Below are 14,125 nucleotides of genomic sequence, written 5' to 3' on the forward strand. Positions count from 1 at the left end.
GAGCACCGGGCGGACCTGCCGTGCGGGTCGACGATCGGGCCGCTGGCCTCGGCTCGGACCGGCATACCCACCGTCGACGTGGGTGCCGCACAGCTCGCGATGCACTCGGCGCGCGAGTTGATGGGTGCGCACGACGTGGCCGCGTATTCCGCGGCGTTGCAGGCGTTTCTCGCGCCGCAGGCATAGGGTTGTGAGGCATGGCGCTCAGCGTGGAGATGGTCACCTTCGATTGCCGCGACCCGGCGAAGCTGGCCGGCTGGTGGGCCGAGCACTTCGATGGCACGGCCCACGATCTGATGCCTGGTGAGTTCGTCGTGGTGGCCCGCTCGGAAGGGCCCCGGCTCGGATTTCAGAAGGTGCCCGATCCCACTCCGGGAAAGAATCGGGTACATCTGGATTTCAGTGCTAAGGATGTGGATGCCGAGGTGACGCGGCTGACGGCCGCTGGAGCCACCGAAGTCGAACGGCATCAGTTCGGGGAGAACATCCGCTGGGTGGTACTGGCCGACCCCGAGGGCAACCTGTTCTGCGTGGTGGGCCGGTAGCCTAGGCGGCTCGTCGAGCGTGACGTGGCTGCGAGATTTTTGCCGAAATCGCGCACTGACGTCACGCTCGGCAAGAAAGACCGCCCGACCTAAACTAGCGGGCGTGACGAGCGCGCGCATCCACATCATTGACACCGTCGAGCACGCGGCGGCCACCCCTGATCAGCCGCAACCGTTCCATGAGTTGGGCCTCAAAGACGACGAGTACCAGCGGATTCGCGAGATTCTGGGGCGCCGGCCCACCGACACCGAGCTAGCCATGTACTCGGTGATGTGGAGCGAACACTGCTCGTATAAGTCCTCGAAAGTGCACCTGCGCTACTTCGGCGAGACCACCACCGAACAGATGCGCGCCGGCATGCTGGCCGGTATCGGCGAAAACGCCGGCGTCGTCGATATCGGCGACGGCTGGGCCGTTACCTTCAAGGTGGAATCGCACAACCACCCGTCCTATGTCGAGCCGTACCAGGGCGCGGCCACCGGTGTCGGCGGCATTGTCCGAGACATTATGGCCATGGGTGCAAGACCGGTGGCGGTGATGGACCAGCTGCGGTTCGGTGCGGCCGACGCGCCTGATACCCGCCGGGTGCTCGACGGGGTGGTCCGCGGTATCGGCGGCTACGGCAACTCACTCGGCCTGCCCAATATCGGCGGCGAGACCGTCTTCGACGCCTGTTACGCCGGCAACCCGTTGGTCAACGCGCTCTGCGTCGGCGTGCTGCGGCAGGAGGACCTGCATTTGGCGTTCGCCTCTGGCGCCGGCAACAAGATTATTTTGTTCGGCGCGCGTACCGGGCTCGACGGCATTGGCGGGGTTTCGGTGCTGGCATCAGACACCTTCGACAGCAGCGGGTCGCGCAAAAAGCTACCGTCGGTGCAGGTCGGCGACCCCTTCATGGAGAAGGTGCTCATCGAGTGCTGCCTCGAGCTCTACGCGGGCGGCCTGGTGATTGGCATCCAGGACCTGGGTGGCGCCGGATTATCGTGCGCAACATCGGAATTGGCGTCTGCCGGCGACGGCGGCATGTCGATCCAACTCGACACCGTGCCGCTGCGGGCCAAGGACATGGCCCCCGCCGAGGTGCTGTGCAGCGAGTCGCAGGAACGCATGTGCGCGGTGGTTGCCCCGGAGAACGTCGACGCCTTCCTGGCGGTGTGCCGCAAGTGGGAAGTGTTGGCTACGGTGATCGGCGAGGTCACCGACGGCGATCGGTTGCGGATTACCTGGCACGGCGAGACGGTCGTCGACGTGCCGCCGCGCACCGTGGCCCATGAAGGTCCGGTATACCAGCGCCCGGTAGCCCGCCCGGAATCCCAAGACGCTCTGAACGCCGACACCTCGGCGCGGCTGCCCAGGCCGGTCACCGGAGCCGAACTGCGCGCGACTTTACTTGCGCTCCTCGGCAGTCCGCAGCTGTGCAGTCGCGCATTCATCACCGAGCAGTACGACCGTTATGTGCGCGGCAACACGGTGCTGGCCGAGCACGCCGACGGCGGCATGCTGCGTATCGACGAAACTACCGGTCGCGGCATCGCCGTCTCGACCGACGCTTCCGGACGCTACGCCCTGCTGGACCCCTACGCGGGTGCCCAACTGGCGCTGGCCGAGGCGTACCGCAACGTCGCCGTCACCGGAGCCACACCGGTGGCCGTGACCAACTGCCTCAACTTCGGCTCCCCCGAAGACCCAGCAGTGATGTGGCAATTCGCCCAAGCGGTCCGTGGCCTCGCCGATGGTTGTGCTGCCCTGGGCATTCCGGTGACCGGCGGCAATGTCAGCTTCTATAACCAAACCGGGTCAACCGCGATCATGCCCACGCCGGTGGTCGGTGTACTCGGCGTGATAGACGATGTCGCTCGGCGCATCCCCACCGCGCTGGGCAGTGAGTCCGGCGAAACCCTGATGCTGCTGGGTGACACCCGCGACGAGTTCGACGGATCCATCTGGGCGCAGGTGACCGCGGACCATCTCGGTGGACTGCCGCCCAGAGTCGACTTGCCCCGCGAGCAGCTGCTGGCTGACGTGTTGTGCTCGGCGTCGCGCGACGGGCTGGTGTCCGCCGCGCACGACCTGTCCGAAGGCGGGCTGACCCAAGCCATCGTCGAATCGGCGCTGGCCGGCGAAACCGGCTGCCGCATCGTACTTCCCGAAGGCACCGACCCGTTCGTGATGCTCTTCTCGGAGTCACCCGGCCGGGTGCTGGTTGCGGTGCCGCGCACTGAGGAAAGCCGCTTCCGCGCGATGTGCGAGGCGCGGGCACTGCCCGCCGTTCGCGTCGGCGTCGTCGATCAGGCCTCGGATTCGATTGAATTCCAAGGGCTGTTCACAGTGTCGCTGGCAGAACTGCGCCAGACGTCAGAGGCGGTGCTGCCGCGATTCTTTGGGTAAGTCGTTTGCGTGCCCTGTCTTTGGCCGGCAGCCTGGTTGGCTGGAGCTTCATCGGTCCGACGCTGCCGGCCCGGTGGCGGGTACCACTGCAAGCCGGGCTGGGATGCTTGCTGGTGCTGGTGACCCGCGCGCCACTGGGCATGCTGCCGCCACGGCTATGGGCGGGGTTGCGGCTGGGTTCGGTGGCCGCGGTAGCGGCAACGACGGCGATCGCGGCCACGACGCCGACGCCCGTGGTGCGATTATCGATGTCCGCGCGCGAGCTGCCAGAGTCGGTGCCGGGCTGGCTCGGGTGGCAAATACCCTTCGGCACGGTATGGGCCGAGGAGGCTGCGTTTCGGGCAGCGTTGGCTACTGCCAGTTCCGGGGCTTACGGTCGGGCGGGCGGGCTGCTGCTGCAGGCGGGTGCTTTTGGGCTCTCGCACATCGCCGACGCGCGCGCGCTGGGTGCGCCGCTGGTGCCCACGGTGCTGGTCACCGGCCTGGCAGGGTGGGTGTTCGGGTGGCTGGCCGATCGCTGCGGCAGCCTGGCGGCGCCAATTCTGCTGCATTTGGCCATCAACGAGGCCGGTGCGATTGCGGCGCTGGTCGTTCAGCGGCGCTGAGCGAAAGCGCGGCTATACTTGTCGGGCTGCGCTTTTCACAGCGATCACTTGACCGAGAGGGTTGGCACCTGCGGTGCATAGACTTAGGGCCGCGGAGCATCCGCGGCCGGAATACGTTCTTCTGCATATCAGCGACACGCATCTGGTCGGTGGGGATAACCCACTCTACGGTGACGTGGATGCCGACGGCAGGCTGACTGAGCTGCTCGGCCAGCTGAAGCGCTCCGGGGTACTGCCTGATGCGATTATCGTCACCGGCGACTTGGCCGACACCGGCGAGGCGCAGGCGTATCGCAAGCTGCGCGGCATGATTGAACCGTTTGCCCTCGAGTTGGGCGCCGAGCTCATCTGGGTGATGGGCAACCACGATGATCGGGCCGCGCTGCGCAGATTTCTGCTGGATGAGGCGCCGTCGATGGCACCGGTGGACCGGGTGTGCATGATCGACGGCCTGCGGATCATCACCGTGGACACCTCGGTGCCGGGTCATCATTACGGCGAACTGCGCAATTCCCAATTAGATTGGCTGGCAGCCGAATTAGAGAAAGCAGCGCCGCACGGCACTATCTTGGCTCTGCACCATCCGCCGATTCCGAGCGTCTTGGACTTGGCGGTCACGGTAGAACTGCGTGACCAAGCTGCCTTGGGGTCCGTGCTCAAGGGTAGCGATGTTCGGTCCATCCTGGCGGGACATCTGCATTACTCGACGCACGCCACATTCGTCGGCATTCCGGTATCGGTGGCTTCGGCCACCTGCTACACCCAAGACCTCGCGGTTGCCGTCGGCGGCACCCGCGGCCGAGATGGCGCCCAGGGCTGCAACCTGGTGCACGTCTACCGGGACACCGTTGTGCACTCCGTCATCCCGCTGGGTACCGGGAAAACGGTGGGCACCTTTGTTTCGCCCGAGCAGGCGAGACGTCAAATCGCCGCAAGTGGCATGTTCATCGAACCGTCGCGACGGGATTCGCTGTTCAGCCACCCTCCAATGGTGCTGACGCTACCGGTAGGTCCAGGTTCGGCTGGCTGATGTCGGACGCGACTTTCTCCCACGGCGCGGGGACGGGGAAATACCGCTCCAGGAAACTGACGACTCGCTCTGCCCGCTCAGCCGCACCGACTTCGGGAAAGCTGCCGTCGTTCAGGCAGAAGAAATCGTAGTTGCGGTGCTTGCGCAATTCCGGCAGTAGGTCGAGTCCAGCGCGGCTGGTGGTGTCGACGTAGCGAACCTTGGCCTTTTCCTGTGGGACGGCACGCCCCGTCATCAGCGCGTAGTAGTGATACAGCGAGTTGGTCACCGAAATGTCGGTGCCCGATCGGAACGCGCTGGCCTGAGTGCGCGCGAACTCGTCTGGGAATTCCTGTTCCATCTCTAACAGAGTGCTTTTGCGCAGCGGGACCGCGGTGTGCTCGAGATGGCGGGTAATCAGTTGCCCGAACCGCTCGAACAACAGCCGCCGATTAACCCGGGCGGCGTTTTCGTGGCCGCTGCGGGTGGGATCGTTGGCGCCCAGTCCGATCCGGGTCTTGGCCTCGATGAACCGCGTGACGCCACCCGGGGAGAAGAACATGCTGGCCTTGAGCGGCCGGCCGAAAAACATGTCGTCGTTGGAGTACAGGAAATGCTCGCTAAGCCCCGGGATGTGGTGTAGTTGGCTCTCTACCGCATGCGAGTTGTAGGTAGGCAGCGCGGCAGGATCCGAGAAGTGTTCCTCGGCCCGGACAATGGTGATTTTTGGATGCTCGGCCATCCATTGCGGCGAGGTGGAATCCGTTGCAATAAAGATGCGGCGGATCCATGGAGCAAACATGTTTACCGACCGCAGCGCGTATTTCAATTCGTCAATCTGGCGGATCCGCGCGTCGGCGTCGTCGCCTTCGCCCATCACGTACTGCGACATTTGCGCTGCGCGCCGGGCCAGAAACTCCGGGTCGGTGCCGTCGATCCAGGAGAACACCAGGTCGATGTCGAACGTGACGTCGCTGGCATGCGGGGTGAACATTCCCTCCAGCGTCGGCCACTTGTAGCCGTGCAACGTGACCGTTGTTGGCGTTAGCTCATTGCGCGGCAGCACTTTGCGAGTAAGGGAGTTTTCCACTGGGCAGCGGATCAGTGATTCCTCGAAAACCCAGAACTGGAGTTCGACGCCGAATGCCGGGCCATACCGAAATCCGCCCGGCGCAATCCGGCGCCGGTACAACCGGAGGATGCGCGGATCACTCAACCCGGAAAGCCGGCCATTGGCCAGCAAGACCGGAGGAATTCCCTTTTCGTCAACCGTCTTGGCGTACATCGGTTCGGTAGCGCATGCAGCCGCAAGTGCGCGCTCGACCGCGGGCCGCAATTGGACGGCGATAGCCAGAATCGGCCTGTTATTGTGGTTGCGGATCAACAAGAATGGAATACCGGCTCGGTTCAACGCTTTTCGCGCAAAGACCAGATCCTCGATCTGCGCCTCCTGCGGGGTCAGGCTGGATTCGAGTCGGGCAATCTTGCCTCGTCGGGTAACGATGATGGGCGCTAGGCTGCGCTGGGCGGGCCGGCCGCCATCGCGCGAAGGGATCTGGGGCATCGGAACACCGCCTTAGGGAGAAGTGACTAGGGCACGGAAGAGAATCTCACACATCGTGCGCCGGTGCAGGGTGAGAGCGCAGGGAAGCAACGCCAAGTCTACAACGCTTGCGTGACAGCATATTTTGCCCTCCGTCAGTGCACGCGGTCGGGTTGATCGGGCACCACGCTGCCGTCGGGTTGACGCAGCGGTGCTTGGCCGCCATCGGGCTCATCGAAGCCCTGTGTGGCGCAGGGATATGGCGGTCTCATCGGCAGGGGATCGATGAAAAACGGGTTGACCAGCCATCGGCCGTCAGCGTTGGCGTAGGCCCGACACATCAGCTCGATTTGATGGTGGTTGAGCACCAACCGCAGCGCGGTAGCGTCCGCGGTGAACGTCGCGTCCCCATCCGAATCACCGGCCGCGAACACTTGGCGGCGCTGTTCCGGCAACTGTTGGAACGCGGTCGCGCCGTGGACGCCGAACACCTGCTCGTTGACCCGGCACCGCTTGCCCTCATTGAACGGGATCGACGGCTCGCCACCGCAGCGCACCAGTCGCGGGGTGAGCACGTCACCGTCCTGCTCGGTGCGCACACCCATCACGTGGTCAGCGGGGATCCCCACGTCCGCCGCCCAAACCCGGACCACTGGTTCGGCTGAGGCGGAGATGATCCGCACGTCAAACCCGTTCGCCTGCAGCGTCGCGACAAGATCTCGCATCTGGGGCTGGTAGCGTAACCAGCCGGTTTGCCGGGTGCTGCCGACGGTCTGTTCGGCATCCTGGGCGGCGTCGAGGTTCTGCTGTCGGGCTGCGACGGCAAATTCGGCGACCTCGGCTTGAGTCCAGCCGGCCAGCAATTGCGCCGCCCAGGCGTCGGCAGGTTGTATGCGCCGTCGGTTGAAGCCGGTGAAGGCGATTGCGCCGGAGCGGGTTTGACGCTGGGTGTACACCGACACCAGCTCGTCGGCGCAGCCGCGGTGGGAGCCTGTGGGCAACGGCTGGCCGGGAGCCGCGAGGCCGCCACACGCGGCGGCGAGCGCCGCTGACGCCTGCGGTGTGAGGTAGCTGCTGGTGGTGGACCAGTTGCCGCCAGCGGGTTGGCGCACCCTGGAATTGTTGACCATCCAATAGAACGTGGCGTTGCCGGCGTCGTTTCGCACCATGGTGTTGTCCCAGTCCAACAACGCTAAGGGAGCGCTGTTGGCCGCCGATCCGGTTTTGCCGCAGGTGCCGAGTTGGCCGATCATCGCGTCGATCTGATCACGGTTATCGCCATACCATCCTGAGTCTGTGGCCAGGGTTCGGCAGCCGTGCGCGCTGGTGCCGGGGTGTTCGCCGGATCCGCTGCAACTCGGCAGTGCCAGCAATAGCGCTGTGGCAGCAAGCGTCCGGATGGCCGACCGTGTCATTGCTTGTCTCGCTACGGGTTAATGGTGTACTCACCGAACTGACGTCCCCACACATATTCGTTGAACATTGGCTGACCAAGTTCCAAATGGTTGTATGGGGCGATGCTGGCGCCGACGTCCATCACCAGGAACGGAGCGGGCCACAAGTCACGAGTGACCTGCTGCCAGCACCCCGGCTGGCCGCCGGGTCCGCCCCTTGCGTTGACCCGCGGCAAATTCTCCGGATAGGTGTACGGATTTGGGGCCCCAGAGAGAGCGCCGGAGGACGTTGAGCCCAGCGAGTAGCCGTTGAGTCCTAGTGCGGCGCGGATCCTGGGTGCGACTTCACTGTAGTTGCGGAGGGTGCAGAAGATCTCGGGACTGTATACGTCGAGCAGCCGGCTACTGGGAAGCAGATCGGCGGCCCCCCGCGCCAGGTACGGTCCGCCTTGTTCGAACACCTCAGAGCCGGTTTGGCCCAATCCAGCGACTGCCAGCAATGCCGCATCCAGTTCGCTCTGCCGTTGGTCGACGGTGCTCGCCGTGGTTGCGGCCCGATCCAGAGCGGACCACAGGTCAGGTATGGCCGCGGCGTAGATGTTGCCCAGTGCGGCGAGGCCCCTGATGTCGGCCCGGACTCTGGGCAGCTGCGGGTTGACGTTGTCGAGAATCGCGCTGCCGCTGGCCAGTGCGGCACCGAAGCTGTCTCCCAAGCCGCTCAGGGCCTCAGCGGCCGCACCCAGCGTCAGGTTGAGCTTGACCGGATCCACCTTCTCGGTAATCGCGGTCAGCGTCTCGAACAGCGTGTTGAACTCTGTCGTCACCGCCGTCGCATAGATCACCATGGACGATGTGATATGTTGCGGTTCAGGGTGTTTGGGTGAAATCAGCGACACGTACTTGTTGCCGAAGACCGTGGTCGACTTTATCTCTGCTGCCACGTTGGCCGGAATAGACCTGAGGTACGTCGGATCTACGTCCAAGACCAGCTGGGCCGCCGGCGTGCCATCATGTGTTACTTCCGAAATGCGGGACACCCGCCCGATCGGCACGCCGTTATAGGTGACCTTGGCACCCGGGTCGGTCACCAAACCCGCACGCGGAGCGATCAACGATAACGTCGTCTTTGGGGTGAAACTGCCCCGAAATTGACCGTAGAGTGCGACGGCGACGAGTGCCAAGACCATCAGCCACACCAGGCCGATGATCTTGTACGGTGGCCGCGATCGCGGATCCATGATTCTGAGACCCTAAGGTATGGCCACCCGTGACAAGGCCGATCCGGCCAAGACCCGGCAGGCCGTGTTCGCCATTGCAGACTGGTTACGCGACGGAACCCGTCCGGCGCCGGACCGGGATGCCCTGGCGGCGGCCGTTCGGCTCACTGCGTGCACGCTGGCTGCGCTGGCTCCGGGTGCCAGCGTCGAGGTTCGGATCCCGCCTTTCGCCGCGGTGCAATGTGTTTCCGGGCCGAAACACACCCGCGGCACACCACCCAATGTCGTGGAGACCGATCCGCGCACCTGGCTATTGGTAGCTACCGGGTTGTTGCCGGTGGCACAGGCACATGCCAACGGGGAGCTGACCCTTTCGGGTTCGCGGGCGGGCGAGGTCGCATTGTGGCTACCGCTGGTCGATCTTTAGCGTCCTTTTCCCCGTTCACGCCGAACCACTGTCCGCCGTTGCCGCCGTTCCGGGCGCGCCGTCGGCACCGTTACCAATCAATGCGCCGACCCAGCAGTTGCTGGGTCGGCGCATTGACGATATCGAGGACATGAATCAACGTGATGTTGATGGCCTCGGCGCTGGAACAAGCCCGGCCGTTAGCAGTAAGCAGCCGCATGAACTGCTGGTGAAATGCCGCTGCCTGTGCGCCGAGCATGTGCTAGCTGCGGCCGGGTCCGGAAAACAGCGAGGCCACGACCGCCGAAATCTCATCAGCGCCCGCGGCGAGCACCACCGTGGTGGGCGCCGCTGCCGCCCCGATCAGCGGTGGTCACAGCTGTGTGGGTGCCGGCCAACTCCGCGGCGGTAGCTAGCCGGGCTCTGGAGCTGCGAGGATAAATGACATCTGCACCTCCCAACCGTGACAGCCTGCTCAACGCGTGGGTGGAGTAGAACCGTAACACCATGTTGATCGCTATCCGGTCGTCGTGCCCAGCATTTGGAGGCCCAGATCCGCCAAGTCAATTCGGCGACATATGCCAGTTGCCCGTAGACTTCCTTTACGTCACCAACCGCGCCCCAGGGAGCCGCCACACTGTGACCGTCCAGCAGCCCGAGCTAGACCTCAACTCGCCCCGTGAAGAATGTGGTGTCTTCGGGGTCTGGGCCCCCGGCGAAGATGTCGCCAAACTCACCTATTTCGGCCTGTACGCGTTGCAGCATCGAGGCCAGGAGGCCGCAGGGATCGCGGTTGCCGATGGATCGCAGGTGCTGGTGTTCAAAGATCTCGGTCTGGTCAGCCAGGTGTTCGACGAGCAGACTCTGGCGGCGATGCCGGGCCACGTCGCCATCGGCCACTGCCGCTACTCCACCACCGGAGACACAACCTGGGAAAACGCCCAGCCCGTGTTCCGCAATACCGCGGCTGGCACCGGCGTGGCGTTGGGGCACAACGGGAACCTGGTGAACACCGCTGTCCTCGCTGCCCGCGCCCGCGAGGCGGGGTTGATCGGCGCCCGCTGCTGCCCAGCCCCGGCAACCACCGATTCCGACATCTTGGGCGCGTTGCTGGCCCACGGTGCGGCCGATTCCACGTTGGAGCAGGCGGCGCTGCAGCTGCTGCCGACCGTGCGCGGCGCGTTCTGCCTGACGTTCATGGACGAAAACACCCTGTATGCGTGCCGCGACCCGCACGGGGTGCGGCCGCTGTCGCTCGGGCGTCTGGACCGTGGCTGGGTCGTGGCGTCGGAAACCGCCGCACTCGATATCGTTGGCGCCTCGTTCGTCCGCGACATCGAACCGGGCGAGTTGCTGGCGATCGACGCCGACGGGGTGCGGTCCACGCGGTTCGCCAATCCCACACCCAAGGGCTGCATCTTCGAATACGTCTACCTGGCGCGGCCGGACAGCACGCTGGCCGGTCGGTCCGTGCACGGCGCCCGCCTGGAGATCGGTCGCCGGCTGGCCCGTGAATGCCCGGTGGACGCCGACCTGGTGATCGGTGTGCCCGAATCGGGAACGCCCGCGGCGGTGGGGTACGCACAGGAGTCCGGCATCCCATACGGGCAGGGATTGATGAAAAACGCCTACGTCGGGCGCACCTTCATCCAGCCGTCGCAGACCATCCGCCAGCTCGGCATCCGGCTGAAGCTGAACCCGCTCAAAGAGGTGATCCGCGGCAAGCGGCTCATCGTCGTCGACGACTCGATCGTGCGGGGCAACACTCAGCGTGCCTTGGTGCGCATGCTGCGGGAAGCCGGCGCGGTGGAAGTCCATGTGCGTATCGCCTCGCCGCCGGTGAAGTGGCCGTGTTTCTACGGAATCGACTTTCCCTCGCCGGCAGAGTTGATCGCCAATGCGGTGGAGACCGAGGCCGAGATGCTCGAAGCGGTCCGGCATGCCATCAATGCCGACACGCTCGGGTACATTTCGTTGCGCGGGCTGATTGCCGCTACCGAGCAACCTGCCTCGCGGCTGTGCACGGCCTGCTTCGACGGCGTGTATCCCATTGAGCTGCCCGGCGAGACCGCGCTGGGCAAGAATGTCATCGAGCAGATGCTTGCCAACACCGCGCGCGGAGCTGGGCTGGGCGATCGTTCTGCCGATGAGGTTCCAGTTAGGCGCTGACCTACCCCACTGATTGGCACTCGGCATGAGAGCTGCGGTTGCCGATACCGGTGCCGCGCACCGCCCGGTAGCCTGTATCGCGATGACGGATCCCCTACCAAGCTCCGTAAGAGGCCCTGGCAGCCCGGGCATCACCTACGCGTCAGCGGGGGTGGACATCGACGCCGGTGACCGAGCGGTCGAATTGTTCAAGCCGCTCGCCACCAAGGCCAGCAGACCCGAGGTGTGCGGCGGACTGGGCGGATTTGCCGGATTGTTTGCCCTCCGCGGGGGCTACCGGGAACCCGTGCTCGCCGCCTCCACCGACGGCGTGGGCACCAAACTTGCGGTCGCTCAAGCGCTGGACAAGCACGACACCGTCGGCCTCGATCTGGTCGCGATGGTGGTCGACGACCTGGTGGTGTGCGGTGCCGAGCCGCTGTTCCTGCAGGACTACATTGCGGTTGGCCGCACCGTGCCGGAACGGGTCAGCGCAATCGTTGGCGGGATCGCGGAGGGCTGCGTGCGTGCGGGCTGCGCGCTGCTCGGGGGCGAGACTGCTGAACATCCCGGTCTGATGGAACCCGACCATTACGACATCTCGGCCACCGGCATCGGCGTGGTCGAGGCCGACGATGTGCTGGGGCCCGAGCGCGTGAGACCTGGTGACGTCATCATCGCGATGGGATCGTCGGGCCTGCATTCCAACGGATATTCCCTAGCTCGAACGGTGCTGCTGGATATCGACCGGATGAACCTGGCCGGCTATGTTGAGGAGTTTGGCCGCACTCTCGGCGAAGAATTGCTCGAGCCAACGCTGATTTACGCCAAGGACTGCCTGGCGCTGGCCGCCGAAACCCACGTCCGCACCTTCTGCCATGTGACGGGCGGCGGGTTGGCCGGCAACCTAGGCCGCGTGATCCCCCATGGGCTGGTCGCCGAGGTCGACCGGGGCACATGGACGCCTGCACCGGTGTTCGCGATGATCGCCCAGCGCGGCCGGGTGGCGCGCGAAGAGATGGAAAAGACGTTCAACATGGGCGTCGGCATGGTTGCCGTGGTGGCTCCCGAAGACACCGACCGCGCGTTGGCCATACTGACCGCACGGCATTTGACCTGCTGGGTCCTGGGAACCGTGCGCAAAGGCGGAAAAGACGGGCCGCGCGCCACCTTGGTTGGACGGCACCCCAGGTTTTGAAGCGTGTCGAACACCGTTGCTTGTTGACGCCGTCCTCATGAGAGCTAGCTGCTGGGCGATCCGACTGACTGAATTATGGCCCCCGCCGAGGTCGACGTCGGCTTCCGAGAAAACCGGCCGGCGCACAAGCATTTGAGCCGGAAAGCCGCCCCTGACTGCTAGCGGCGCCAGCTGTCCTCGTCATTCCACGAGTCTTCGACGTTGTCGTCTACGTGGTCGGATGCATCGGCACCTGCTCCCGACAGCTCACGTTGAAGCCGCTGGAAGTCGGTTTGCGGGGAGCTGTATTTAAGTTCTCGAGCAACCTTGGTCTGCTTTGCCTTAGCCCGGCCGCGGCCCATGGGGGAACCCCCTCGCGAAAACAACGGAGCGGCCTAACAAGTAGGCGGCTCCGATCTCTTGGTGTCAGTATTGTCCTGCCGATAGCTTACCGTGCCACACGCGCTGGCGTGGTTGTGCCCTACCAACAGCCCGCACAGCATGACGCGCGTCACAGGTCATCACTGCACGCCACGTCGCAATCGGTCGACGGCCACTCGGCCGGCACCCACTTCGTCGGCAGGGGGCAAGGAGTCGGCGTCGATCGCCGCGGCGATGTTGGCGTCGGGACCAGTCACCAGCTCGGTGTCCGGTGGTAGCCCGCGCTTGACCAAAGCCAAAGCCACTGGACCCAGGTCTACGTGCTCAGCCACCGTTCCGAGGCGTCCGACAACGCGGCTGCCCGCCAAGACCGAATCACCGGGGGACGGCCTCTCCCCCGAGCCGTCTAGGTGCACCAACACCAGCATTCGGGGCGGTTTGCCTAGGTTGTGCACCCGCGCGACGGTCTCCTGCCCGCGGTAGCAGCCCTTGTCGAGATGCACAGCACCGATACCGGGACCTCCGATCCAGCCCACTTCGTGGGGGATCGTCCGTTCATCGGTGTCGACGCCCAGCCGTGGGCGCTTGGCTGCTACGCGGTGCGCTTCGTAGGCCCATATGCCGGCTGGTCGTACACCTGCCTGCATCAAGCGATGCTGCCAGTTAGCGGAATCACGACGCGGTATGAGCAGGTCGAGTTCGATATTGTCGGGGGTAGCGGGCATCCGGCGCAGAAATCCGCCGCCGTCAACGGGAATAGCAGTCAGCTCGGCCGGCAGCGCCTCGACGCCCAGGATGTCAAGTACCGCTTGGTCGGACAGGCGGGGGCCCAGCAGAGACAGCACCGCCAGGTCGGCGCTCTGCGGGGTCACGTCAGCCCAGAACACCATCTTGCGCAGGTAGTCCAGCAGCGGCTCACCGCGCCAAGGCTCGGTATCAAGATAGGTGGTGCCAGCCAATTCGGTTTGGGTCCAGTGGTCTTGCACCCGGCCCTGACCGTCCAGGTTGAGATTCTGCGTGCTGGCGCCGTCGGGCAATTCGCTGACGTGCTGGGTGGAGATGCTGTGCAGCCAGGTCTTTCGGTCCTTGCCGGTCAAGGTGATGACGGCCCGATGGGAGCGGTCCACCAGCACCGCACCAGTTTCGATAGCCCGCTGTTCGCCCAGCGGGTCGCCGTAGTGCCAGATCGCGTCGGCGTCGGGTCCGAGCGCTGGCGCAGGAACTGCAGTCACATGACAACTGTACGGAGCGGCCCAGCGTGTCGTCAGGTCAGCTGCAACGCGCGGTCCCGCTGCGCCCGGCGCTGCCGCG

12 protein-coding genes and 2 pseudogenes are annotated in these 14,125 nt (G+C 65.0%); 8 read left to right on the forward strand and 6 right to left on the reverse strand.

Features of this window, described 5'->3' with window-relative positions; genetic code table 11:
• The 5 genes and pseudogenes from F0Q45_RS19540 to F0Q45_RS19560 all read left to right on the forward strand — a co-directional run.
• Positions 1-186, forward strand: a pseudogene (locus tag F0Q45_RS19540) (M18 family aminopeptidase); the annotation flags it as partial.
• Positions 187-197: 11 nt separating this feature from the next.
• Positions 198-545, forward strand: a complete 348-nt coding sequence (locus F0Q45_RS19545; RefSeq protein WP_149655511.1) for a VOC family protein — start codon at positions 198-200, stop codon at positions 543-545.
• A gap of 124 nt (positions 546-669) precedes the next feature.
• Complete coding sequence (gene purL, locus F0Q45_RS19550) at positions 670-2,934, forward strand: phosphoribosylformylglycinamidine synthase subunit PurL (RefSeq protein ID WP_149655520.1); 2,265 nt, start codon at positions 670-672, stop codon at positions 2,932-2,934.
• The gene (locus tag F0Q45_RS19555; RefSeq protein WP_188113037.1) at positions 2,922-3,539 is read left to right on the forward strand and encodes an Rv0804 family intramembrane glutamic endopeptidase; all 618 of its coding nucleotides are present in this window, start codon (positions 2,922-2,924) and stop codon (positions 3,537-3,539) included. The genes purL and F0Q45_RS19555 overlap by 13 nt, the downstream gene beginning before the upstream one ends.
• A gap of 73 nt (positions 3,540-3,612) precedes the next feature.
• A complete protein-coding gene (locus F0Q45_RS19560; protein WP_149655512.1) occupies positions 3,613-4,569 on the forward strand; it encodes a phosphodiesterase in 957 nt (318 codons plus the stop codon).
• Here the strand turns inward: F0Q45_RS19560 and F0Q45_RS19565 are convergent.
• From F0Q45_RS19565 to F0Q45_RS19575, 3 genes are all read right to left on the reverse strand, one after another.
• On the reverse strand, positions 4,514-6,112 hold the full coding sequence (locus tag F0Q45_RS19565) for a stealth family protein (protein ID WP_149655513.1): 1,599 nt from the start codon (positions 6,110-6,112) through the stop codon (positions 4,514-4,516). The genes F0Q45_RS19560 and F0Q45_RS19565 overlap by 56 nt on opposite strands.
• Before the next feature lie 134 nt (positions 6,113-6,246).
• Positions 6,247-7,506 carry an HAD family hydrolase gene (locus F0Q45_RS19570; RefSeq protein ID WP_262491068.1) on the reverse strand — a complete coding sequence of 420 codons (1,260 nt, stop codon included), beginning with the start codon at positions 7,504-7,506 and terminating at the stop codon, positions 6,247-6,249.
• Between the two features lie 11 nt (positions 7,507-7,517).
• Positions 7,518-8,723 (reverse strand): MCE family protein, encoded by a 1,206-nt coding sequence (locus F0Q45_RS19575; RefSeq protein ID WP_149655514.1) that lies wholly within the window; start codon positions 8,721-8,723, stop codon positions 7,518-7,520.
• A 19-nt stretch (positions 8,724-8,742) separates the two neighbouring features.
• Between F0Q45_RS19575 and F0Q45_RS19580 the strand changes: the two genes are divergently transcribed.
• Positions 8,743-9,129 (forward strand): sterol carrier family protein, encoded by a 387-nt coding sequence (locus tag F0Q45_RS19580; protein ID WP_149655515.1) that lies wholly within the window; start codon positions 8,743-8,745, stop codon positions 9,127-9,129.
• Between the two features lie 70 nt (positions 9,130-9,199).
• Here F0Q45_RS19580 and F0Q45_RS29470 read toward each other — a convergent pair.
• A pseudogene (locus tag F0Q45_RS29470) lies at positions 9,200-9,445 on the reverse strand (PE family protein).
• Positions 9,446-9,747: 302 nt separating this feature from the next.
• On the opposite strand from F0Q45_RS29470, the gene purF reads away from it, so the two are divergent.
• On the forward strand, positions 9,748-11,277 hold the full coding sequence (gene purF, locus F0Q45_RS19590) for an amidophosphoribosyltransferase (RefSeq protein WP_188113036.1): 1,530 nt from the start codon (positions 9,748-9,750) through the stop codon (positions 11,275-11,277).
• Positions 11,278-11,359: 82 nt separating this feature from the next.
• Positions 11,360-12,454 (forward strand): phosphoribosylformylglycinamidine cyclo-ligase, encoded by a 1,095-nt coding sequence (purM, locus tag F0Q45_RS19595; RefSeq protein WP_149655517.1) that lies wholly within the window; start codon positions 11,360-11,362, stop codon positions 12,452-12,454.
• Positions 12,455-12,612: 158 nt separating this feature from the next.
• On the opposite strand, the gene F0Q45_RS19600 is transcribed toward purM, so the two are convergent.
• The gene (locus tag F0Q45_RS19600; protein WP_149655518.1) at positions 12,613-12,795 is read right to left on the reverse strand and encodes a DUF3073 domain-containing protein; all 183 of its coding nucleotides are present in this window, start codon (positions 12,793-12,795) and stop codon (positions 12,613-12,615) included.
• Between the two features lie 159 nt (positions 12,796-12,954).
• The gene (ygfZ, locus tag F0Q45_RS19605) at positions 12,955-14,046 is read right to left on the reverse strand and encodes a CAF17-like 4Fe-4S cluster assembly/insertion protein YgfZ (protein ID WP_149655519.1); all 1,092 of its coding nucleotides are present in this window, start codon (positions 14,044-14,046) and stop codon (positions 12,955-12,957) included.
• Between the last annotated feature and the right edge of the window lie 79 nt (positions 14,047-14,125).

Origin of the sequence: Mycobacterium simiae (assembly GCF_008370645.1) — a bacterium.
Classification (GTDB): domain Bacteria; phylum Actinomycetota; class Actinomycetes; order Mycobacteriales; family Mycobacteriaceae; genus Mycobacterium; species Mycobacterium simiae_A.